The organism is Flagellimonas ulvae (assembly GCF_049333175.1).
Taxonomy (GTDB): domain Bacteria; phylum Bacteroidota; class Bacteroidia; order Flavobacteriales; family Flavobacteriaceae; genus Flagellimonas.
Map to the genome: position 1 here is coordinate 2,525,437 of NZ_CP186325.1, position 18,866 is coordinate 2,544,302.

The window sequence follows — 18,866 nt, forward strand, 5'->3', positions numbered from 1 at the left end:
AGAAATAATCAAAAACAAGTTAATCATGAAAGCATTAAAATATATATGTGTCCTAGCGTTGTTTTGTTTTTCATTTGGAGTAAAAGCGCAGGCTTCAAAAACAACGAATAAAAAGAATGATACCACGGTAAAAAAACAAGACAATATGATGGATATGCTATCTGGCACTTTGACCGGAGTATTTGGTGAAAATATGGATGGTAAACCCAAAGACCTTAATAGTGGAATAGGTTTTCTGGAATTGTTAGAGAAAAGTGGTTTCTCCCAAAAGGAAAAAAATGAGTACCGTAACTGGTATTTTGTACAATCTAAGAACCTAACTCCAAAACAAAAAGACTCTATAAATCTTATGCTGATGCAAAAAATGGAGGAAGCCGAATCTAAAAAATCGAAACAATGAAAAAGCATTTCTTTTTAGGTATAATGGTAAGCCTTTTAATGACAGGCATAACTAGAGCTCAAGAGGATAAAAAAGATGAAGCTGGTGTCTTTACTGATTATGGCCCTTCTCGTTATGAGGTGAGAGCTCCAAAATACGATAAGGATGGTAATTTATTAGATTCTGGAGATTATCCAGATGCCCCACTAACCGTAAATCCTGAAGTCTTGCCGCCAGATGGACTTTATGTTGATTATAAGCCTGATACTATTCGTTTTCGTCATCCCGTTTATGATAAAGATGGCAATTTATTGGACCATGGTGATTATCCTGATGCTCCCTTAAAAGTAGATCCGGAAAAATTAACTGGAGAGGACATATTTATAGACAATGGCACCACAACATACGAGCTTCGAGAACCAAAATATGATGAAGAAGGGAATTTAGTGGATTCCGGTGATTATCCTAACGCACCATTTAGGGTTGACCCAGATAAACTCACTTCTTCGGGTGTTTTGATAAATGATAATCCATCACGTATTCAATTGCGCCAACCCATTTATGATAAAAATGGCGATTTAGTAGACTATGGTGATTTCCCTCATGCTTCAAAGCACATAGATCCAGATAAACTCTATCCCGAAGAAACGGTAGGTGATTTAAGTACCCAACCCCGTAGAAGAGGTGTAAGTCCTTCAAATAAAATAGATGGTGTTGGTAGCTGTTTTGCATATTTTCCCAACAAAACAGGTCAAATGTGGACACTCAATAATTACGATAAGCGCGGTCGATTGACATCGAGCACTCAAAACGTAGTTAAAAGTGCCTCTGGCGGTAGAGTAATCGTGCAGACCTTTTCTTTTGACAAAAATGGCGAACCATTAGGTCTAAAGGATAAAGATGGTAATATCAAAACTGTTGAAGGCGAATTTGAAGCCTATTGTAACGGTAATAAATTATTGGTCAACCCGGATAGCTTTAAAAGTTCCTTATTACAATGGTTTCAAGGTCTTGATGCTGAGGTCACTGGAGATATTGTAGAACTTAGTCTTAATGCTATGGAAGAAGGCCAGGCGTTGCCCAACTACGCCTTAAAAATCACTATCGAATCTTTCATAACAACGGTTATCGACATAAGGGTATCTCAGCGATATGTAAAAAGCACCGAGGTAGTGGAAACTCCCGCAGGTACATTTAACTGTTGGCGCATAGACTTTACAACTCAGACCAAAATGGGTATCGTGAATAAAACCAATCGCAGTTCAACCTGGATTGCACCAGGTATAGGCTTGGTCAAAAATATAACCTATAGAAACAATGGCAATGTATTGTCAAAAACAGTGCTTGAAGATATGAATTGGTAGTAGATAGTTTTCTTGACATGAGGCCATTCTTTATAAAAAAAACCACCTTGAATTAGGTGGTTTAGTGGAGAATACCGGATTCGAACCGGTGGCCTCTTGCCTGCCAGGCAAGCGCTCTAGCCAACTGAGCTAATCCCCCAAGCGAGCGCAAAGGAAACACATTTTGAGAAAGTTTCAAAATGTAAGGGCAAGCCTTAATCCTTTTTAACGCTTAAAATCAATACGGGTATAGGAACAAAAAATTCAGACTTGGGAATGGTGTTCTTTTCCCATAACTTTTTAAAAAAACCTCGCTTTCTTCTAAAGACACAAATTAAATCCGGTTGTTGATTTTGATAATATTCCAATACTCCCAAATACGTATTTCCATTCTCAGTCATAATAAGTTGCTTGCTCAAATCCAAAAGAGCCGTGTTCACCTGAAGATCATCTTCTGAATACCCAGGTCTTTTAACCAATAGCAAGTTAACTTCCGATCTAAATTTATCTTTTATGGAAATAAGTGGATTCAAAACACGATTACGTTTCAAGATTCCCGAACCAAAAGCGGTCATAATATTTTGAATGGGTCTGAATTCCGTCCCCTTGGGAACAATTAGGGTTGGAATGTTGGTTTGTTTAACAATTCGTCCAGAGGTATGCCCCAAATAGAGTTCCTCTTTGATATCATTGCTTCGTGGGGCGATAATGATTAAATCAATCCCCAATTCTTTGTTGATATCGTTAAGACCATCAATTATATCCCCATTATAGGTGGCAATTTTAATCTCAACATTGTTCGTATTGACACTAGCAATAATCTCCTTGATATGTTCCTTGCTGCTCTTTGCAACCTTCTCTTCTATATTTGCAAGACTTCCCGAGGCAGAGGATACGGAAAAGACATCCATAACAAAAACCTGAGCGCCAAAATTGGCCGCAAAATCAATTGCATATTGCAATGTGTTGGAAGCATTAGGAGAAGTTCCTATGGGTACCAGTATATTATTCATTGTTTGGTGGTTGTGATTATACCTTAAATTTACAACTTAATTGAACTGAATCAATGATACGACACGCAAAGTTACCTGAAATTAAGGACATTCTACAGGTTACCAGAGCTTGTGCCCTAAAAATGGTGGGCAACGGAATTCACCAATGGAACGAACACTATCCTACAGAACAAGCATTTCTTAATGATCTCAATAGAAATGAACTCTATGTAAATGAATACAACGGTCAAGTTGTTGGGGCCATTGTCATATCCACCCATATGGATGAAGAATATATTCCTATAAAATGGCTGACTCCCAATGGAAACAATACCTATATCCATAGGGTCTGTATTCATCCAGAATTTCAGGGACAAGGTTTTGCCCAAACCATGATGGATTTTGCTGAGGATTTCTCCAGAACAAATGGATTCGCTTCTGTCCGGCTGGATACCTTCTCACAAAACAAGCGTAATCAGCATTTTTATGAACAGCGTGGTTATCAAAAACTAGGGGATATTTTCTTTCCGAAACAAAGCGAACACCCATTTCATTGCTACGAACTCGTTTTGTAATCTGTATACGTATTGAAGACTCAAATCAATTTTAAATCCATCAATCAGCTGGCTGTACCGGCAACAATCTCTGGTATCGCAGAACCTTTGTTGTCCATTACGGATACCGCCATTGTAGGCAATATTCCTGTTAATGGACTGGAATCCTTGGCTGCAGCTGGAATTGTAGGGTCTTTTTTGTCCATGCTTATTTGGGTTTTAGGACAAACGCGAAGTTCTATTTCAGCTATAATTTCCCAATATTTGGGAGCAAGAAAACTGAAAGAAGTGGAAAACCTTCCAGCTCAGGCCATTTTTTTCAATGTCTCATTGAGCGTGGTTATTTTGCTTTCCACCATCTTCTTTATTGAAGATATTTTCAGCTTGTTTGAAGCCAAAGGGAAAATACTGGAACTCTGTGTTTCCTACTATGCCATTCGGGTTTGGGGATTCCCTTTGACCTTGTTTACTTTTGCGATTTTTGGAATTTTCAGGGGATTGCAAAACACCTATTACCCCATGATAATTGCTCTTATCGGTGCTGTCCTAAATGTTGTTCTAGATTTTATCCTCGTTTACGGAATTGAAGGATGGATTCCTGCCATGTATCTTGAAGGTGCCGCTTGGGCCAGCCTTATTTCACAAGCCGTTATGGCCATATCCGTTTTTATATTACTGCTGAAGAAAACTAGTATCCGATTGCGTTTAACTTTTCCTTTGAACAAAGAGATAAAGCGTTTGGTCATCATGAGTCTTAATCTATTTGTGAGGGCATTGGCTTTAAATGCAGCCCTTATCATTGCGGTAAGGGAAGCTACAGCCTTGGGTGATAAATATATTGGCGCCCATACCATAGCCATCAACCTTTGGTTGTTTGCTGCTTTTTTTATTGATGGCTATGGTGCAGCCGGAAACAGTATGGGGGGGAAACTATTGGGGGCTAAGGATTACAACGGTCTGTGGAAACTGGCCAAAAAAATCATCCAATATGGAATGGTGGTTAGTGTAGTTATTATGGTTGCGGGTTTTATTTTTTATCACCCCATTGGAAGGTTGTTTTCAAACGAAACTGCAGTCTTGGAAACCTTTTATAGTATTTTCTTTATTATGATTCTTGGATTGCCCATGAATACTTTGGCCTTTGTTTATGATGGTCTTTTTAAAGGTCTTGGAGAGATGAAATACCTTAGAAATATCCTCTTATCTGCCACTTTCTTAGGGTTTATTCCCACTTTATACCTAGGTAAAAGCTTGGGCTGGGGCTTCTATGCCATATGGATTGCTTTTGTAGTCTGGATGCTCATCCGAGGACTGTCTCTGGTGTGGAAATTCAGGAGAAAATTCAAGCCCTTGGTGCAAAACCCTTAATTTAGCTCCATAATTTCAAGAACAAAACATGCCTACAGATAGAACCAAAGGAAGCTTGTATACTTCAATTCAAAATAGAGTGGCGATTGTTGAATTTGGTCATCCTGCGAGTAATTCTTTTACTTCTGAACTGCTTAAGCGTCTTACCACAGAGCTGCTTGCCTTAGGAAAGAACAATGACGTTTCTGTAATTGTATTGAAATCAGAAGGCGAGCGTGCTTTTTGTGCAGGTGCCTCCTTTGATGAATTGGTCGCTATTTCCAGTTTGGATGAAGGAAAACGATTTTTTGGCGGTTTTGCCAATGTAATCAATGCCATGCGAAGCTGCGGAAAAATTATAATAGGCCGAATCCAAGGAAAAACAGTTGGTGGAGGGGTTGGTTTAGCTTCGGCCTGTGATTATGTGTATGCAACAGAGGCAGCTTCAATCAAACTATCAGAGCTTTCCATAGGAATTGGTCCCTTTGTAATTGCCCCAGCGGTGGAAAGAAAAATAAACAAATCTGGTCTAGCCGAGCTTTCCTTAAATCCCACAGAATGGAAAAACGCTTATTGGGCTAAAGAAAAAGGATTGTTCTCAAAGGTTTTTGATTCCATTTCTGAAATGGACAAAGATTTGGATTTACACATTTCAAAATTGGCCTCCTACAACCCTGAGGCTTTGACCGAAATGAAGCGCATACTTTGGGAAGGTACCGAACATTGGGATGAGCTCCTTTTGGAAAGAGCAGCGGCTTCCGGTAAGCTTTCCCTTTCTCCAGAGACCAAACAAACTTTGGATAAATTCAAAAAATAATCGATGGATCTTCTTAACTTTCTAAATAGCGATATTGTCTTTCCTATTGTAGCTTTTTTAGTCATTGTAATCTATCTCGTTACCAGAATTCGAAATAGAAAAAGATTCAAAAGGTAAATTAATGTCCAAAAACAAATCATCGATGTGGATTTTATTGTATAGTTTCTTTTTTGCTTTGGGTTGTTTTTTAATGTATTCGGCATACCTCCAATATCAAAAAACAGAATTACTCCTAGAAAAAGGGATTAGAACCACAGCAACCGTCACACAACTCTTGCGTACTTCCAGTAGCGATAGCAACACATATGCCCCGGTTTTTGAATTCAAAGACCGTCAAAAAAATACACACAGCTATACTAGCAAAATATCCTCTAGTCCCCCCGCTTACGACGTTGGTGAAAAAGTAAAAATCGTCTATAGTCCAAAAGACAAGCAAAACGTAAAAACCATATCCTTTTGGGGGTTGTATCGTGGTATGGTTATATTGGCCATGGTGGCATCCCCGCTTCTCATTATTGGTGGAAGTTATCTTTGGTACATTTACTTTTGACGCATAGCCTTATCTTTATTCCGTGAAGAAACTTCAACTTCCTTTGGGTAAAAAAATCTACTTTGCTAGTGACAATCACTTGGGAGCACCTACATCCAAGGACAGCTTGCCCCGCGAGAAGAAGTTTGTTGCCTGGTTGGATTCCATTAAAGAGGATGCCGGAGCAATTTTTCTTTTAGGTGATCTCTTTGATTTTTGGTTCGAATATAAAACAGTTGTGCCCAAAGGCTTTACACGAACTTTAGGGAAGTTAGCGGAGCTTACTGATTCTGGAATCCCTATTTTCTATTTTGTGGGCAACCATGACCTTTGGATGAATGGCTATTTCGAAGAGGAATTGAACATTCCTGTGTTTCACAAACCTCAACAATATTTGGTTAACGAAACCACTTCTTTTTTCATTGGACATGGTGACGGTCTAGGTCCAGACGATAAAGGCTTTAAACGCATGAAAAAAGTCTTTACCAATCCAGTGGCGCAGTGGTTCTTTAGATGGCTACATCCGGATTTGGGCGTTCGTTTGGCGCAACACTTATCCATAAACAACAAAATTATTTCTGGTGAGGCTGATGCGAAGTTTTTGGGAGAAGATAAGGAATGGTTGGTTCAATATGCCAAACGAAAACTGGAACAACAGCACTATGACCATTTCATCTTCGGGCACCGACACCTTCCTTTGGAAATCCAATTGAATGATGATTCTAGATATACGAATCTAGGGGATTGGATAAGCTATTTTACTTATGCTGTTTTTGATGGAGAGAAATTGACTTTGGGAAAATTCGAAGTTTAGTCTGCCTAGCGTCAGTTCGAGTATTTCCGAAGTGCTTGCATGAAGGAAATATATCGAGAACTAAATCACAAAGAGGATTACTTCTCGATACAATTTTGATTTCATCAAAACCACTCGAAGTGACGTGATTTCCTTTACTCATTCTCCCGCTCCTCAACATCAGCCGTTAAATCCAGTTTTCTGAATTTAGGAAAGAAGGCGGCCATCCCCCCTACCGTCAATAAAGTCATACAACCTCCAAAAACCACCGCTGGAACCGTTCCTAGGATTTTAGCGGCAAGACCGCTTTCAAAAGCGCCGAGTTCATTGGATGATCCCACAAAAATAGAATTTACAGAGGCTACCCGGCCCCTCATATTATCTGGCGTTTTTAATTGAAGAATCGTTTGACGGATAATCATGGATACCCCATCAACAGCACCACTTAAAAATAAAGCAGCTACTGAAACCCAAAAAATCTTAGATACCCCAAAGACAATGATACAGATTCCAAATCCGAACACGGCCCACAATAATTTCTTGCCCGCCTTCTTGTGGAGCGGAAATCTGGTGGAACCTAACATGGTAATGGATGCTCCCACGGCTGGCGCCGCACGCAATATTCCAAATCCTTCAGAGCCTACTTGTAAAATATCCTGAGCATAAATGGGCAATAGCGCAACCGCTCCGCCAAAAAGGACGGCTATCATATCCAAAGTCAGGGCACCAAAAATAGCTTTGCTGTTGAAAACGAATTTCAATCCATCTTTTAAACTCTGTAGAATAGGCTCTCCAATTTTTGGATTGAGAATGGGCTTTCTGGGAATTCGGAATAAAAACAAAAGGGCCATCAGCGAAAAACCGAAAATTACACACATAGACCAATGCACCCCAATCCAGCTAATAGAGAATCCAGCTAAAGCTGGGCCCAAGACAGAGGCTAATTGCCATGTAGAACTGCTCCATGTCGCTGCATTCGGGTATATCTTTTTAGGAACAATCAATGCAATCAAGGAGAAAATAGTTGGGCCTATGAACGCCCTTACCAAACCACCTAAAAACACCAAAGTGTAAATTAGGTAGAGAATGGTCTTGGAAGACAGCGATGCTTCCAAATCAGGGTCACTTAGAAAAAACAGACCCAAACTAATTACCGAAAACCCAAGAATGCACTTTACTAACAAATCACGCTTTTCCGTCTGATCTACAACATGACCTGCAAAAAGCGCCGTACCCACCGCGGGAATCACTTCCATCAAACCAATAATTCCTAAAGAAAGTGGGTCTTTGGTCAATGAATAAACCTGCCACTCAATCACGATAAACTGCATGGACCATGCAAATACCATGGCAAAGCGAACCAGCAGAAAAATGTTGAATTCCTTATATCGGAGTGCAGCGTATGGATCCATGAAAACTATCGAATGTCCCTAAGTTTCAATTGCAAGCTAACATTTCCATTCCATTCATTTTCATCCAAAGAGAAAACAATATCAAACGGGTTATTTTTTGTGATTTTATCCTTGCAGTGACCTAAGTTAAATCCAATGGCTGAAATAGGGGATGAGCCGTTTTGTTTGACTGAAGCTTTTAAATGTTTTTCATCTTCACCCACACATTTTCCATAACCCGTGTCAGCAACCTGTGATGCCATAAAAACGGGTGTCATGTTTTCTGGTCCAAAAGGGGCAAACTGTTTTAAAATACGATACAATTTGGGGGTAATCTGGTTGAGTTCGATTTCAGCATCAATGGAAATTTCAGGTTCCAAAAGGGTCGGGTCTATGGTTGACGCCACTACAGTTTCAAATTGCTGTTTGAATTTTTTATACTGGCTTTCCAAAAGGGTTAAGCCCGCAGCATATTTGTGTCCTCCAAACTGCTCCAAAGTATTCGAACAAGCATCTAAAGCATTGTAGACATCAAACCCTTTTACGGAACGAGCCGAAGCTGCCAATTTATCCCCGCTTTTGGTGAAAACCAAAGTAGGTCGATAATACGTTTCGGTTAAACGGGATGCCACGATTCCGATTACGCCTTTATGCCAGTTTTCATTATACACCACAGAGGTATACCTATCTTCTTCTTGGTTCTCGTGAATCTGAAGCAGTGCCTCTTTCGTAATTGCTTGGTCTAACTGTCTCCTATCTGTGTTGAACTGTTCAATTTCTTCAGCCCATCTTTGCGCGGCTTCCATATTTTCCTCCACTAATAATTGCACTGCATGCCCTCCATGTTTTATGCGTCCTGCGGCATTAATACGAGGTGCTATCACAAACACAACATCAGAAATGGTAAGCTCCTTCTTTTTCAATTGTCCAATAATGGCCTTAAAACCAATTCTTGGAGCCGTGTTGATTACCTTTAAACCATAATAGGCCAAAATCCTGTTCTCGCCTGTCATGGGAACAATATCTGCAGCAATGGCCGTGGCCACTAAATCTAAGTAAGGGGTTAGTTCTTCAACCGTTCCTCCACTCTTTTCCCATAATGCCTGAATCAACTTGAACCCTACACCACAACCACATAATTCTTTATACGGGTATTCGCAATCTTCCCGTTTTGGGTCCAAAACGGCCGCGGCTTCTGGAAGCACTTCTCCTGGGCGGTGATGGTCGCAGATTATAAAGTCTATTCCTTTTTCATTAGCGTATTTCACTTTGTCAATGGCCTTTACCCCGCAGTCTAAAGCAATAATCAGTGTAAAATCGTTATCAGAGGCAAAATCTATTCCTTTAAAAGAAACCCCGTAGCCTTCAGCATAGCGGTCTGGAATATATGTCGCTACATTAGGGTAGGTCTCTTTTAGAAAAGATGACATCAGGGCTACGGAAGTGGTTCCATCCACATCATAATCTCCATAGACCAAAATATTCTCCCCTTTTTCCATGGCTTCTTCAATTCGTGCCACAGCTTTGTCCATATCCTTCATTAAAAAAGGCGAATGGATATCCTCAAAACCGGGACGAAAGAACTTTTTGGCCTCTTCATAATTGGAGATGCCCCGTTGCAGCAACAAATGAGCTATCAGTTTGTCCACTTTCAAAGATTCTGAAAGCTCTTTTATATGTTTAGTTGAAAGAGTGGGTTTAACGGTCCAGCGCATGGTAGATTTTGATTTGGATAAGCGTCAGTTCGAGTAATTTTCTGTCAGATTGAGCCTAGTCGAAATCGCAGAAAATTGTATCGAGAACAAGTTATTTAAATTTCTTTTTTGATAAATCGGGTAATGCTTCATGGACCTCATTAATTAAAGCTTCTTTTTTAACTTTTGACCACTTCTTGATTTGTTTCTCCCTTTCTATGGCTAAACTAATGTCTGTAAATTCAACATAGAAAACCAATACCACAGGCCTTCTAAAAAAAGTATAGCTTTTTCTGTGTTTTCCTTCCTGATGTTCTTGTATTCGCTTCTCAAGATTAGAGGTTACTCCTGTATAGTAGGTTTCGTCAGAACATCTCAGCATGTATACATAAGACTTTTTCATATTAGGTTTAAGCACTTCTCGATACAATTCTGACTTTGTCAGAACCACTCGAAGTGACATTAACTTATGTAAGGCTGAAAAGTATTTCTAAATGTAAGGTATTTCTTGAACTTGCTCTTGAGTTTTTAAACCTCACCTTCTTTGTGATGAAAAAACGTTTTGATCTCCAACTCAGCAAACCGCCGGAACATTTCCATCACACCACAGTATTTTTCAACGGATAGGTCCACCGCTTTTTGAAGTTTGTCTTCATTGAGATTGCTTCCATGAAAATGATATTCCAACACAACGGAATCATAATATTTGGGATGCTCGTCAGTTAAATTGGCGATGGTCTCCATTTGAAAATCATCAACCTCTAGTTTCATTTTTTTAATAAGTGAGGCCACATCCAAACCAGAGCAGCCCGCCAAGGAAGAAAGCATCAGCGCTTTGGGTCGTAAACCTTCGCCTGCTCCTCCATTCTCAGGTCCCGCATCAATTTTGATGGAAAGTCCTGAGGGATTGTTGCTTTCAAAGGCCATTTCGCCTAGCCACTTGGTGGTAATATGATTTGTCATGATGGTAAATTTTCGTTTCTTGTAACTTTCAAAAATACAACAAAGAGATCTCTCGACTGCGCTCGATATGACATTCTTCATTTCAAAAAAATCTTTATGGCCTTAGTACAACCTTTAGACCCCAACCACGATCCGGATACCAAAAAACTAGCTGAATTCTTTAATGAAACTTTGGGGTTTTGCCCCAATTCAGTCTTGACCATGCAGCACAGACCTGCCATTTCCAAAGCCTTCATCAACCTGAACAAGGCAGTTATGACCAATGAGGGAAGGGTTACTTCTGCACTCAAACGGATGATTGCGTGGGTAAGCAGCAATGCCACTGGGTGTCGCTATTGCCAGGCCCATGCTATTCGTGCAGCGGAACGCTACGGTGCCGAGCAAGAACAATTGGATAATATTTGGGAATACCGAACCCACCCGGCTTTCTCTGAAGCAGAACGTGCTGCATTGGATTTTTCTTTGGCAGCATCCCAAGTACCCAATGCGGTAGATGTTGAAATAAAAAAGCGACTCTACGAACACTGGAACGAAGGGGAGATTGTGGAAATGCTAGGGGTTATCTCCTTGTTTGGATACCTCAACCGTTGGAACGATTCCATGGGAACTTCGATTGAGGATGGTGCCGTGGAAAGTGCCGAGCAATATTTGGGCAAAACGGGTTGGGAAAAAGGAAAGCATGACGGATCTAGATATTAGACTTTAGAAGATAGACCGCTTCGCTTTTGGATTTTTGGAACATCGGTTCAAATTGATGAAATTCGTCATTTTGAATGAATTTACACGATTGGAATGAGTGAAATTTGTATCGAAAACAAGAATTTCATCTTAATTGTAGTTCTCGATACATTTCTTTCAGGCACTGCCCTTCAGAAACACTCGAACTGACGTTGAGAGATATCATAATTTCTTGACCTGTATCAAGTTTTAAATCATCCTCCTGACTGAACTTTGCTGTAATCAAAAAAACGAACAGTTATGGCGAGCTTAATTTTGACTTCCGAAAATCAAATTCAGCGATTGAATGGTATCCTCTCCAAGGTGGAATCTATTTCTAAACTTGATGTGGAAAAACTCATCACCGCGCCCAGACCAAAATCATGGAATGTGGTGGAAGTAATTGAGCACCTCAACATGGCCTATCGTATCTATGTGCCCAAAATTGATAATGCGCTTTCCCAATCTCCGGATGTTCAAAAAGAAACGGAAGGGTTTAAGGCTCGTGGGTGGCAAAAGTTTGTGATTCAAGGGCAGCTGTCAAAAGATGGTAAGCGCAAAATGAAAATGAAGACCTTAAAGCGCTTTACTCCCATATTTGAAGCTGCTGATTTGACCCAAGAAAAGATTAATGAAGTCTTTACCAATTTTTTTGAGCTAAATAATCATTTGAAGCAAGCTATTTTAAGTAGCCGAAGCAAAGATGTATCGAAGAAAAAATTCTCCTCAGCCATTGGGCCAATTGTCAATTTTTATTTGCCTGAAGCTTTTGAGTTTTTGCTTTGCCATATGGAGCGCCACATGGTACAGATTGATGAGATTTTGGGATAAACTATACACGCCTAAAAAGGTTCAAATTAGTGCTCCGTTTATTCCACTAGTTTCTTCCAAAACACGATTTTGTCATCCCCCTTTTCATAAAATTCAGGAATTACCGCCTGTTGAACGTAATGGCATTTGATGTAAAACTCTCTGGTCAATTCAAACTCTGGTTTGCCCGAGGTTTCCACAATTAAAATTCGGTGTTCCTTTTCTCGTAACTCGTTTTCAATGTATTTCATCATTTTCTTGCCAATTCCGTTCCCTTGTTGATTTTTGTGAACAGCAATTGCATATAAATTGTATGTTCCTTCGGTCAATCTTTCTGGGGCGCAATAGCCAATTGAAATTGGTTTGCCCTCGTTCGTTGCAGTAAACCAAATGTCATTTGAATTTTTATTGTTCAAATAGTCACTTATCATATCGTCAAGCAAGTGGGAAGGAAAAAGTTCGCTTGAGTCCAATACTACCTTTAGTTCTGAAATATCCTCTTTTTGTACTTTTCTAATCTGCCTGCTCATCATTCTGTGTTATGATGACAAAATTAAGACGCTAAGGCAGGCTAGGCTTGTACGATTCTGCTATTATATGCTCGTGATGGACTTACTCCCAAAACGTTTTTAAAAGATTTACTTAGATGTGCTTGGTCAAAAAAACCACTTTCCAAGGAAACCTCTGTTAGATTGGTGGATGTCTTTAAATACAAATTGATTGCTTGTTTTAACTTATTCCAGACCAAATATTTTTTAATGGAAACTCCAATATGTTCTTTGAAAAGGTGTGAAAGCCTGCTATCCGATAAGTATACTTTTGAGGTCAGTTCCGATATGAGGTTTTTGTATTCAAGCTCGTTTTGTTCAATAAATTTGATGCAGTCTTCTATTCGCTTATCCGTTGGTGTTTTAAAGTCTGCTGTAATCGCAAGATTTTTAATCTCTTCAACTAGTTCAGCTTTTGAAGGAAATTCAGTTTTTAAGAAAGTTCCATTTTCCAATGTAATGTTCTTAGTGCTTAATAGATTGGATAACTGTGCGTTATAGCATTCTATCATAAGCATGATTACCGTGCAGTCTTGCGAAACAACTTTATGTTGAATGTTTGAGTCGATAATAGCAAAAACCAAATTCTTTTCGGTTTGTCCATTTACTTCTAAAGAAAAAGTTCCTTGTATTGCGTTTATAATTTCAACAACAGGGTGTGAATGCTTTTCGGTATTCAGTGTATCGAATTCGAAGCTGTAAATCCCTTTTTCTATGTCAAAATCATAAATTTTCATTGAAAGATTTTGGTTGGGTATAATGCTCAAGGTGAAGTTACACCTTTTCAATCTAAAGCTCTAGATGAAGATTTGGTGAAAATTGATAAAGTTTTGACCTGCATGTCATCAAAAAAGATTTCAAGTCTTTCAGTCAACGCTTTTGGAATCTTCCTTTCGATTAGCCAACCTGAATTCATTTGATTCAATATTAAATACGCCATAAAGGTCACGATCCTTTACTTCTTTATAATAAAAGTATAGCAGAATTTCATTTCGTTTACTGTCCCATTTAAAACTTCTTACCTCAAGGTCAGTGATTTTGGTTAAGTTCTTGCCATCCAAATCGGACATGTAAAAAAAGTGCTTTTCAAGATTATATATTTTACCGTACACATTCGGTTCATCTTGGGTTAATCTGTAAATTATTTTTTGTGGTTCTAACTCTTCGTCTCTGGGAATAACATTCATAAATCTAATCGAGCCATTTTCAGGTAGTAGTTTGTTAATGATAGTACAGTCCTTGTCCAGAAATAAAATATTACTTGTGTACTGGACAACCATATTCGAGCTACGTATTCTATAGGTCTGTTCTAAATCAATATAGTCCAAGTTTCCTACCGTTGGGATATAGAAAAAGTCTGTATTTGGAACTCTTATGGGCTCATATAGTTTTCCATTCCAAATTATAGACGGAGTTGACTTATAAGTATACCTTGGACTACTCTCTGTATTTATTGGGGAGCTGCTCTTGCCTGAAATTAACAAGTAAACCATGAATGTAGTCATTGCCGCTATTAGTATGGTTAAAATAATCCATTCGGTGCGCCTATCAGATTTTGCATTTTTTCTGAATTTATCGATTGCCTTTTTTATTTGAAATTCCGAAAATTCCTTGAATTTGGGTCGGTCTTCCTCGTTGGTCTCTTGGTATAAGGTTTTCCGATTATCTCCTTTGAATTTTGCCCGTTTGGAAGGTCTCAAATTCCGATTTTGCTTCATGCGATTATTCATGTCCTGAATACTGCTCATTGGAATTTGTTTTTGGTTTTATATAGCTTTCAGGGTTTACCCTTTAGGATTTAGATTAGGGATTGCCAGAAGTTTGGAAATTAATTCAGCAATTGATTTTGTCACAATTTCATACTGGGCCTAAACTCTATCCCCATACAATTAATATGTACAAAACCGTCAGATAATGTTACACTTTTCAATCTAAAGCTCAAGATTCACCCTCAAGCAGAGCAAACTTTATTTCCAAACCCAACTCAATTCATTATTATAATTGGCGCCAAAATCCGTTATGCGTTTTTTCAATTCCTCTTGGTCAGTTACAGCATGCTTGGGTACAATTAGTGATAAGTCGGTTGCCAACTTTATGAAGAAATGGTTTTGTGTTTCAATCAACTCCTTGATTTCAGCCCCATTTATTTTACTTTCCGATGTAAAGTCCTTTGTGGAAATGTAGTTTTCGTCGAAATCAAGCTCTACGGTATTATCAATCCGGTTTTTGTAATTGTCTTCTACATGTTTTTTGAAGTACCGCTCATACCTCCATTTAGAATATTTTGGATAAAGAAAAAACCATAAAACAGAGGTAAATCCAAAAGCTATGATTCCGCCATAGCTTTCATCCCTATTGGTCAGGTAAAATCCATAAAGTAAAAACAGAATAGGTACAACGACCCGACTATTTCTACGTCTCTTTTTATGGGTTTCCGATTTTGAGGAAGTATACAGTTGATATTGCAAAAAATCTGAATTGGTCAATTTGTAATTTATTTTCATGGGCAATAATCGTGTATTGTTTGATTTTCAAATTACCCCTTTTCAATCTAAAGCTCAAGAGTAACCTCCACTTCAGCATGATGAGATTTTAAGGAGGTATAAAACTACTGTGAACTAATAATCTTGTTAGAAGTAGTCTTTTTTGTTTTCCAGTATATTCCTTCGAAAGAATAATTTGGAATATTAGTATCATATACAATGTAAATATCCCTGACAATTCGGTTTTTCATTTCGACTACTATGCTATCCATCGTTGTGTCTGGAATATTTTTATCTGCAAAAAGAAAGATTTTTACTTTTTCTTGAACATCTGGAGGGAGTGATTGAACATAATCTTTAAGTGCCATATTATAAGTTTGATTCTCCTATTTCTCGTCTAGTTGGAATAAAACTCCATCATCTTCAGAAACAAGATAAATGTTGAATGAATTTCGCCATGCTTCTAATGAGGTTCCAAAAGACAAATCATCTCGTAATTCAACGTTATTTAAGTCCTCGAAAAACTTAACAAAATCCGGAGCTATTGTTAATTCTATGCCCCAATCTTCATCTCCTTTTTTTTCAATAACCATTTCTTTCTCCTCCAATAGACGGAATTTCAAACTCACATGGTTTCCTCCGATAGTGTCCTTCAATAGTATCTGATTACCATCAATATCCCATTGTCCTTTATCAGAATAAAAAGTTGAATTTGCAGTAAATGAACCATTTTCTTTGAATTCTATGGCCGTGAATCCGTTAGGGCTTTCAAATCTGTACCAGCTGCCTTGAATTTGACCTTTTTCGATTGAACTTTGGCATCCTAGAAGGAGAAAAAACAGTATGTATGGAAAAGCCTTTTTCAAATTATAATTACGGATTATATGCTTGGTTTTATAGATTCGTGAAGTTACTAGTTCTGTCTTAAAAATCCCACCATTCTATTTTAAACTGTATATTAGAGCTGCGAAACTCATCATTGCGATTGCCTGAATGGTCTAACTAGATTTTTAGATAGGCAAACGGGTTCTAACTCTAAGAATTTTCAAGGTACACCCTTGTACTTTCTACTTTACCCTTTTTCCTTTTGTTTAATTTTTAACCACCTTGTTATGCAAAATGGTGAAGATTGTCCGCGATGTCCCAAATGTGATTCATCCATGACTAAAACGCTGAATCCGGCACAGCGCAAATTGTTGGAGTTTGTAGATGCCCTAGATGGCCCAGACCGGGTTAAGGCCCTTAAATGGGTGCACGATGTGGCCCTGTACGAATCTCACGAACCCTTGTACCGAGAAGAAAAAGAGGCCCTCTACCAAGTAAAGGTGCTTTGGGAGCTTATTGAGGCTACTTTGGTGAAGAAGGGTTAATTCAGGTTGATAGACTTCTCGATACAAAATCCCTTTGGGATTCCACTCGAAGTGACGGTTTTAGGGATTGGCAAAGCAAAACTTCCGTCAGATTGAGTGGTTTTCTGTCAGATTGAGCGCAGTCGAGACCTAGTGAAGAACTTAGCTTTAAGGACTTCTCGCCTACGCTCGAAGTGACATTTCTTTCTCTATTCTCTCTTTTCTGAGGTCTGATGTTTGATGCACGTTGTTGGGTGGCTTATGGCCGTTGTACTCAAAGCCAAGTTGGGAAGATGAATGAGCTTGTATTTTCATCCTGAGCAGCCCTTTTTTGAGCTTGCCCAAGATGAAATTTTTATGGCTACTGAACTACTTTAATTGGCTAGTGCAGGCAAAATATATTCCTGTAAAATATCCCGAGGTTGGTTGCCTTTTCGGTTTCTAAAGTTCCCTGAGGTCATCACCACTACAGCTTCCAATTCTGGAAGTATAAAGATAAACTGCCCTCCAGCGCCCCGAGCCTCAATAGCAGCTATGGGCTTTCCGTTTACCTCATAGCTATCGTGCCACCAGAGATAACCGTATTCGTTTTTGTCTCGGGTATCCTGCAAACGCCCATACTTTCCAAACGATTCGGCAACCCATTCCGCTGAGATAACTTGTTTTCCGTTCCACTCGCCTTGGTTCAAAAACAATTGTCCAAATTTGAGCAGGTCCCTAGAGGTCAACAACATCCCTCCACCAAAATACGGCACACGCTCCGTGTCATCCGTTTGGTTGATGTAATTGGTTATCCCCAAAGGGGCAAACAGTTTTTCGTGCATATAGGTCTCCATGGGCATATCCAAACGTGCGTTCAAGCACACCCCCAACAAAAAAGGATTGGCAGACCCATAATCGAAATAGGTGCCCGGTTCGTTCACCATGGGCGCTTCCAAAACGGTTTGGAGCCAACTGTTGGGGTTGCTCGGATTTTGATAATAATCCTCGCTAGCTAGCTTGTTTACATCCATGCCAGAGCTCATGGTGAGCAGGTCCTTTATCCGAATCTTTGCTTTTTGGTCATCTTTGGTATGTTGGTATTCCTTTGGAATAAAGCTGTACAAGCTTTCATCCACACTCTCGAGAATCCCTTCATCAATTGCTATCCCAATCACCGCCGAAGAAATGCTTTTTGAGGCCGACCTCAGGTCATGCGGAATATTGGCATTGTTCCCATCAAAATAGGTTTCAAAAACCAGCTTGTTTTCCTTAGCTATTAAAACACTGTGGGTATTCACCAGCTTTTGCGCATGCACATCTTGAATGAGCCGGTCCAGTTGCTTCGTGTCTATTTTAAAGTCTTTGCCATTGGCAGTAGTCCAACCATCGTTTAGCTGTGCGGGCGTATCTGAGCTTTGCGATTGGTCTACCGCATCCGAGTTATAGTCCCAACCTTCTGTGGTATGGGTTAAACTGGTCTTGGTTATCAAAACATCGGTCAAAAAAATTTCCAGTTCAATGGTGCCATCCAAAAGTTTGGCCCTAAAATTAAGACCGGTATTACCGTCCTTGAACAAAAGCGTGTCCCCTTGTCTCTTAAAATCCTCGGCCCAAGCACCTCGAAACCGTTGGTCTCCAAAAAAAGGATAGGCTACGAGATTATCGCCTTCTGTCAATTCGGTGTACAACATAATATCGTCGGACTGCAGGCCATTATCTACCATAAATGCATTCCAATCTCCGATATATTTGTTGCTTTCCGTGCGAGGTAAGTTCACATGGTACAGAAACCTGGCTGACTTTATAAATCCCGTAAGAGCTTGTTGGTCTTCACTATATTTTAAATTAAAAAACAACTGTTCATTTACATTAAACTCAATGGTATTGGTATTGGATGACTTTACTGTTTTCTCCAGAAGCACTTCCCCATTGGTTAGGGTGAGATGGAGCTTATTGTCCTCCAATTTTTCCAAGGACACCTCAAAATTGAAACTGTTTTTATTGGGCAGGTGGCCTATCCATTCCCCTTCAATGGGTTGTGGTGTGCTTTTTTGGGCGCAACTTATAATTAAAAATAGGGATAGGACTAAAAAGAATACTTGATGTTTTTTCATTATCTGATTGATTTGAATCCCAAAAGTAGTAGGTTACCAAACCCAGAAATTGTATGAAATT

At 39.2% G+C, this 18,866-nt stretch carries 23 protein-coding genes and 1 tRNA gene; 10 read left to right on the plus strand and 14 right to left on the minus strand.

Annotation, left to right across the window (positions count from 1 at the left end; translation table 11 throughout):
* Nucleotides 1-25 precede the first annotated feature (25 nt).
* A complete protein-coding gene (locus tag ACOKFD_RS11585) occupies nucleotides 26-400 on the plus strand; it encodes a hypothetical protein (RefSeq protein ID WP_422858077.1) in 375 nt (124 codons plus the stop codon).
* Complete coding sequence (locus ACOKFD_RS11590; protein WP_422858078.1) at nucleotides 397-1,743, plus strand: hypothetical protein; 1,347 nt, start codon at nucleotides 397-399, stop codon at nucleotides 1,741-1,743. Before ACOKFD_RS11585 ends, ACOKFD_RS11590 begins: the two co-directional genes overlap by 4 nt.
* Before the next feature lie 65 nt (nucleotides 1,744-1,808).
* On the opposite strand, the gene ACOKFD_RS11595 is transcribed toward ACOKFD_RS11590, so the two are convergent.
* Both ACOKFD_RS11595 and ACOKFD_RS11600 read right to left on the minus strand, forming a co-directional pair.
* Nucleotides 1,809-1,882: transfer RNA gene (locus ACOKFD_RS11595), tRNA-Ala, on the minus strand.
* Between the two features lie 55 nt (nucleotides 1,883-1,937).
* Nucleotides 1,938-2,735 carry a universal stress protein gene (locus ACOKFD_RS11600; RefSeq protein WP_422858079.1) on the minus strand — a complete coding sequence of 266 codons (798 nt, stop codon included), beginning with the start codon at nucleotides 2,733-2,735 and terminating at the stop codon, nucleotides 1,938-1,940.
* Between the two features lie 53 nt (nucleotides 2,736-2,788).
* Between ACOKFD_RS11600 and ACOKFD_RS11605 the strand changes: the two genes are divergently transcribed.
* From ACOKFD_RS11605 to ACOKFD_RS11625, 5 genes are all read left to right on the plus strand, one after another.
* On the plus strand, nucleotides 2,789-3,289 hold the full coding sequence (locus ACOKFD_RS11605) for a GNAT family N-acetyltransferase (protein WP_422858080.1): 501 nt from the start codon (nucleotides 2,789-2,791) through the stop codon (nucleotides 3,287-3,289).
* 12 nt (nucleotides 3,290-3,301) lie between these two features.
* Nucleotides 3,302-4,636 carry an MATE family efflux transporter gene (locus tag ACOKFD_RS11610; protein WP_422858081.1) on the plus strand — a complete coding sequence of 445 codons (1,335 nt, stop codon included), beginning with the start codon at nucleotides 3,302-3,304 and terminating at the stop codon, nucleotides 4,634-4,636.
* A gap of 28 nt (nucleotides 4,637-4,664) precedes the next feature.
* Nucleotides 4,665-5,432 carry an enoyl-CoA hydratase/isomerase family protein gene (locus ACOKFD_RS11615; protein ID WP_422858082.1) on the plus strand — a complete coding sequence of 256 codons (768 nt, stop codon included), beginning with the start codon at nucleotides 4,665-4,667 and terminating at the stop codon, nucleotides 5,430-5,432.
* Nucleotides 5,433-5,553: 121 nt separating this feature from the next.
* Nucleotides 5,554-5,982 carry a DUF3592 domain-containing protein gene (locus tag ACOKFD_RS11620; protein WP_422858083.1) on the plus strand — a complete coding sequence of 143 codons (429 nt, stop codon included), beginning with the start codon at nucleotides 5,554-5,556 and terminating at the stop codon, nucleotides 5,980-5,982.
* A gap of 22 nt (nucleotides 5,983-6,004) precedes the next feature.
* The gene (locus ACOKFD_RS11625; RefSeq protein WP_422858084.1) at nucleotides 6,005-6,775 is read left to right on the plus strand and encodes a UDP-2,3-diacylglucosamine diphosphatase; all 771 of its coding nucleotides are present in this window, start codon (nucleotides 6,005-6,007) and stop codon (nucleotides 6,773-6,775) included.
* 134 nt (nucleotides 6,776-6,909) lie between these two features.
* On the opposite strand, the gene ACOKFD_RS11630 is transcribed toward ACOKFD_RS11625, so the two are convergent.
* The 4 genes from ACOKFD_RS11630 to ACOKFD_RS11645 form a co-directional block, all read right to left on the minus strand.
* Entirely contained in the window at nucleotides 6,910-8,166 is a 1,257-nt protein-coding gene (locus ACOKFD_RS11630) for an MFS transporter (protein ID WP_422858085.1), read from the minus strand.
* Between the two features lie 5 nt (nucleotides 8,167-8,171).
* Nucleotides 8,172-9,860, minus strand: coding sequence for a single-stranded-DNA-specific exonuclease RecJ (recJ, locus tag ACOKFD_RS11635; protein ID WP_422858086.1), 1,689 nt, complete (start codon nucleotides 9,858-9,860; stop codon nucleotides 8,172-8,174).
* 91 nt (nucleotides 9,861-9,951) lie between these two features.
* On the minus strand, nucleotides 9,952-10,242 hold the full coding sequence (locus ACOKFD_RS11640; RefSeq protein WP_422858087.1) for a GIY-YIG nuclease family protein: 291 nt from the start codon (nucleotides 10,240-10,242) through the stop codon (nucleotides 9,952-9,954).
* Between the two features lie 125 nt (nucleotides 10,243-10,367).
* Complete coding sequence (locus ACOKFD_RS11645; protein WP_422858088.1) at nucleotides 10,368-10,802, minus strand: OsmC family protein; 435 nt, start codon at nucleotides 10,800-10,802, stop codon at nucleotides 10,368-10,370.
* 96 nt (nucleotides 10,803-10,898) lie between these two features.
* On the opposite strand from ACOKFD_RS11645, the gene ACOKFD_RS11650 reads away from it, so the two are divergent.
* A complete protein-coding gene (locus tag ACOKFD_RS11650) occupies nucleotides 10,899-11,501 on the plus strand; it encodes a carboxymuconolactone decarboxylase family protein (RefSeq protein WP_422858089.1) in 603 nt (200 codons plus the stop codon).
* Nucleotides 11,502-11,780: 279 nt separating this feature from the next.
* Complete coding sequence (locus ACOKFD_RS11655; protein ID WP_422858090.1) at nucleotides 11,781-12,350, plus strand: hypothetical protein; 570 nt, start codon at nucleotides 11,781-11,783, stop codon at nucleotides 12,348-12,350.
* 38 nt (nucleotides 12,351-12,388) lie between these two features.
* Here the strand turns inward: ACOKFD_RS11655 and ACOKFD_RS11660 are convergent, their stop codons facing one another.
* The 6 genes from ACOKFD_RS11660 to ACOKFD_RS11685 form a co-directional block, all read right to left on the minus strand.
* Nucleotides 12,389-12,859, minus strand: a complete 471-nt coding sequence (locus ACOKFD_RS11660) for a GNAT family N-acetyltransferase (protein WP_422858091.1) — start codon at nucleotides 12,857-12,859, stop codon at nucleotides 12,389-12,391.
* 41 nt (nucleotides 12,860-12,900) lie between these two features.
* A complete protein-coding gene (locus tag ACOKFD_RS11665) occupies nucleotides 12,901-13,614 on the minus strand; it encodes a helix-turn-helix domain-containing protein (RefSeq protein WP_422858092.1) in 714 nt (237 codons plus the stop codon).
* 129 nt (nucleotides 13,615-13,743) lie between these two features.
* A complete protein-coding gene (locus tag ACOKFD_RS11670) occupies nucleotides 13,744-14,625 on the minus strand; it encodes a hypothetical protein (protein WP_422858093.1) in 882 nt (293 codons plus the stop codon).
* Between the two features lie 219 nt (nucleotides 14,626-14,844).
* Entirely contained in the window at nucleotides 14,845-15,381 is a 537-nt protein-coding gene (locus ACOKFD_RS11675; protein ID WP_422858094.1) for a YcxB family protein, read from the minus strand.
* A 104-nt stretch (nucleotides 15,382-15,485) separates the two neighbouring features.
* Nucleotides 15,486-15,728, minus strand: a complete 243-nt coding sequence (locus tag ACOKFD_RS11680; RefSeq protein ID WP_422858095.1) for a hypothetical protein — start codon at nucleotides 15,726-15,728, stop codon at nucleotides 15,486-15,488.
* 18 nt (nucleotides 15,729-15,746) lie between these two features.
* Entirely contained in the window at nucleotides 15,747-16,226 is a 480-nt protein-coding gene (locus ACOKFD_RS11685; RefSeq protein ID WP_422858096.1) for a hypothetical protein, read from the minus strand.
* A gap of 294 nt (nucleotides 16,227-16,520) precedes the next feature.
* Here ACOKFD_RS11685 and ACOKFD_RS11690 point away from each other — a divergent pair, with 294 nt between their 5' ends.
* Nucleotides 16,521-16,730: a hypothetical protein gene (locus ACOKFD_RS11690; protein WP_422858097.1), complete on the plus strand. Its 210-nt coding sequence runs from the start codon at nucleotides 16,521-16,523 to the stop codon at nucleotides 16,728-16,730.
* 162 nt (nucleotides 16,731-16,892) lie between these two features.
* On the opposite strand, the gene ACOKFD_RS11695 is transcribed toward ACOKFD_RS11690, so the two are convergent.
* Nucleotides 16,893-17,024, minus strand: a complete 132-nt coding sequence (locus tag ACOKFD_RS11695) for a hypothetical protein (protein ID WP_422858098.1) — start codon at nucleotides 17,022-17,024, stop codon at nucleotides 16,893-16,895.
* Between the two features lie 59 nt (nucleotides 17,025-17,083).
* Nucleotides 17,084-18,805: a serine hydrolase domain-containing protein gene (locus ACOKFD_RS11700; protein WP_422858099.1), complete on the minus strand. Its 1,722-nt coding sequence runs from the start codon at nucleotides 18,803-18,805 to the stop codon at nucleotides 17,084-17,086.
* Nucleotides 18,806-18,866 lie beyond the last annotated feature (61 nt).

Bases quoted from the DNA above. Each gene is read 5' to 3' on its own strand.
- ACOKFD_RS11620 (WP_422858083.1), top strand. From the start codon at position 5,554: ATGTCCAAAAACAAATCATCGATGTGGATTTTATTGTATAGTTTCTTT.
- ACOKFD_RS11585 (WP_422858077.1), top strand. From the start codon at position 26: ATGAAAGCATTAAAATATATATGTGTCCTAGCGTTGTTTTGTTTTTCA.
- ACOKFD_RS11650 (WP_422858089.1), top strand. From the start codon at position 10,899: ATGGCCTTAGTACAACCTTTAGACCCCAACCACGATCCGGATACCAAA.
- ACOKFD_RS11680 (WP_422858095.1), bottom strand. From the start codon at position 15,728: ATGGCACTTAAAGATTATGTTCAATCACTCCCTCCAGATGTTCAAGAA.
- ACOKFD_RS11645 (WP_422858088.1), bottom strand. From the start codon at position 10,802: ATGACAAATCATATTACCACCAAGTGGCTAGGCGAAATGGCCTTTGAA.
- ACOKFD_RS11630 (WP_422858085.1), bottom strand. From the start codon at position 8,166: ATGGATCCATACGCTGCACTCCGATATAAGGAATTCAACATTTTTCTG.
- ACOKFD_RS11675 (WP_422858094.1), bottom strand. From the start codon at position 15,381: ATGAAAATAAATTACAAATTGACCAATTCAGATTTTTTGCAATATCAA.
- ACOKFD_RS11670 (WP_422858093.1), bottom strand. From the start codon at position 14,625: ATGAGCAGTATTCAGGACATGAATAATCGCATGAAGCAAAATCGGAAT.
- ACOKFD_RS11660 (WP_422858091.1), bottom strand. From the start codon at position 12,859: ATGAGCAGGCAGATTAGAAAAGTACAAAAAGAGGATATTTCAGAACTA.
- ACOKFD_RS11590 (WP_422858078.1), top strand. From the start codon at position 397: ATGAAAAAGCATTTCTTTTTAGGTATAATGGTAAGCCTTTTAATGACA.
- ACOKFD_RS11695 (WP_422858098.1), bottom strand. From the start codon at position 17,024: ATGAAAATACAAGCTCATTCATCTTCCCAACTTGGCTTTGAGTACAAC.
- ACOKFD_RS11600 (WP_422858079.1), bottom strand. From the start codon at position 2,735: ATGAATAATATACTGGTACCCATAGGAACTTCTCCTAATGCTTCCAAC.
- recJ (WP_422858086.1), bottom strand. From the start codon at position 9,860: ATGCGCTGGACCGTTAAACCCACTCTTTCAACTAAACATATAAAAGAG.
- ACOKFD_RS11640 (WP_422858087.1), bottom strand. From the start codon at position 10,242: ATGAAAAAGTCTTATGTATACATGCTGAGATGTTCTGACGAAACCTAC.
- ACOKFD_RS11700 (WP_422858099.1), bottom strand. From the start codon at position 18,805: ATGAAAAAACATCAAGTATTCTTTTTAGTCCTATCCCTATTTTTAATT.
- ACOKFD_RS11690 (WP_422858097.1), top strand. From the start codon at position 16,521: ATGACTAAAACGCTGAATCCGGCACAGCGCAAATTGTTGGAGTTTGTA.
- ACOKFD_RS11605 (WP_422858080.1), top strand. From the start codon at position 2,789: ATGATACGACACGCAAAGTTACCTGAAATTAAGGACATTCTACAGGTT.
- ACOKFD_RS11665 (WP_422858092.1), bottom strand. From the start codon at position 13,614: ATGAAAATTTATGATTTTGACATAGAAAAAGGGATTTACAGCTTCGAA.
- ACOKFD_RS11655 (WP_422858090.1), top strand. From the start codon at position 11,781: ATGGCGAGCTTAATTTTGACTTCCGAAAATCAAATTCAGCGATTGAAT.
- ACOKFD_RS11615 (WP_422858082.1), top strand. From the start codon at position 4,665: ATGCCTACAGATAGAACCAAAGGAAGCTTGTATACTTCAATTCAAAAT.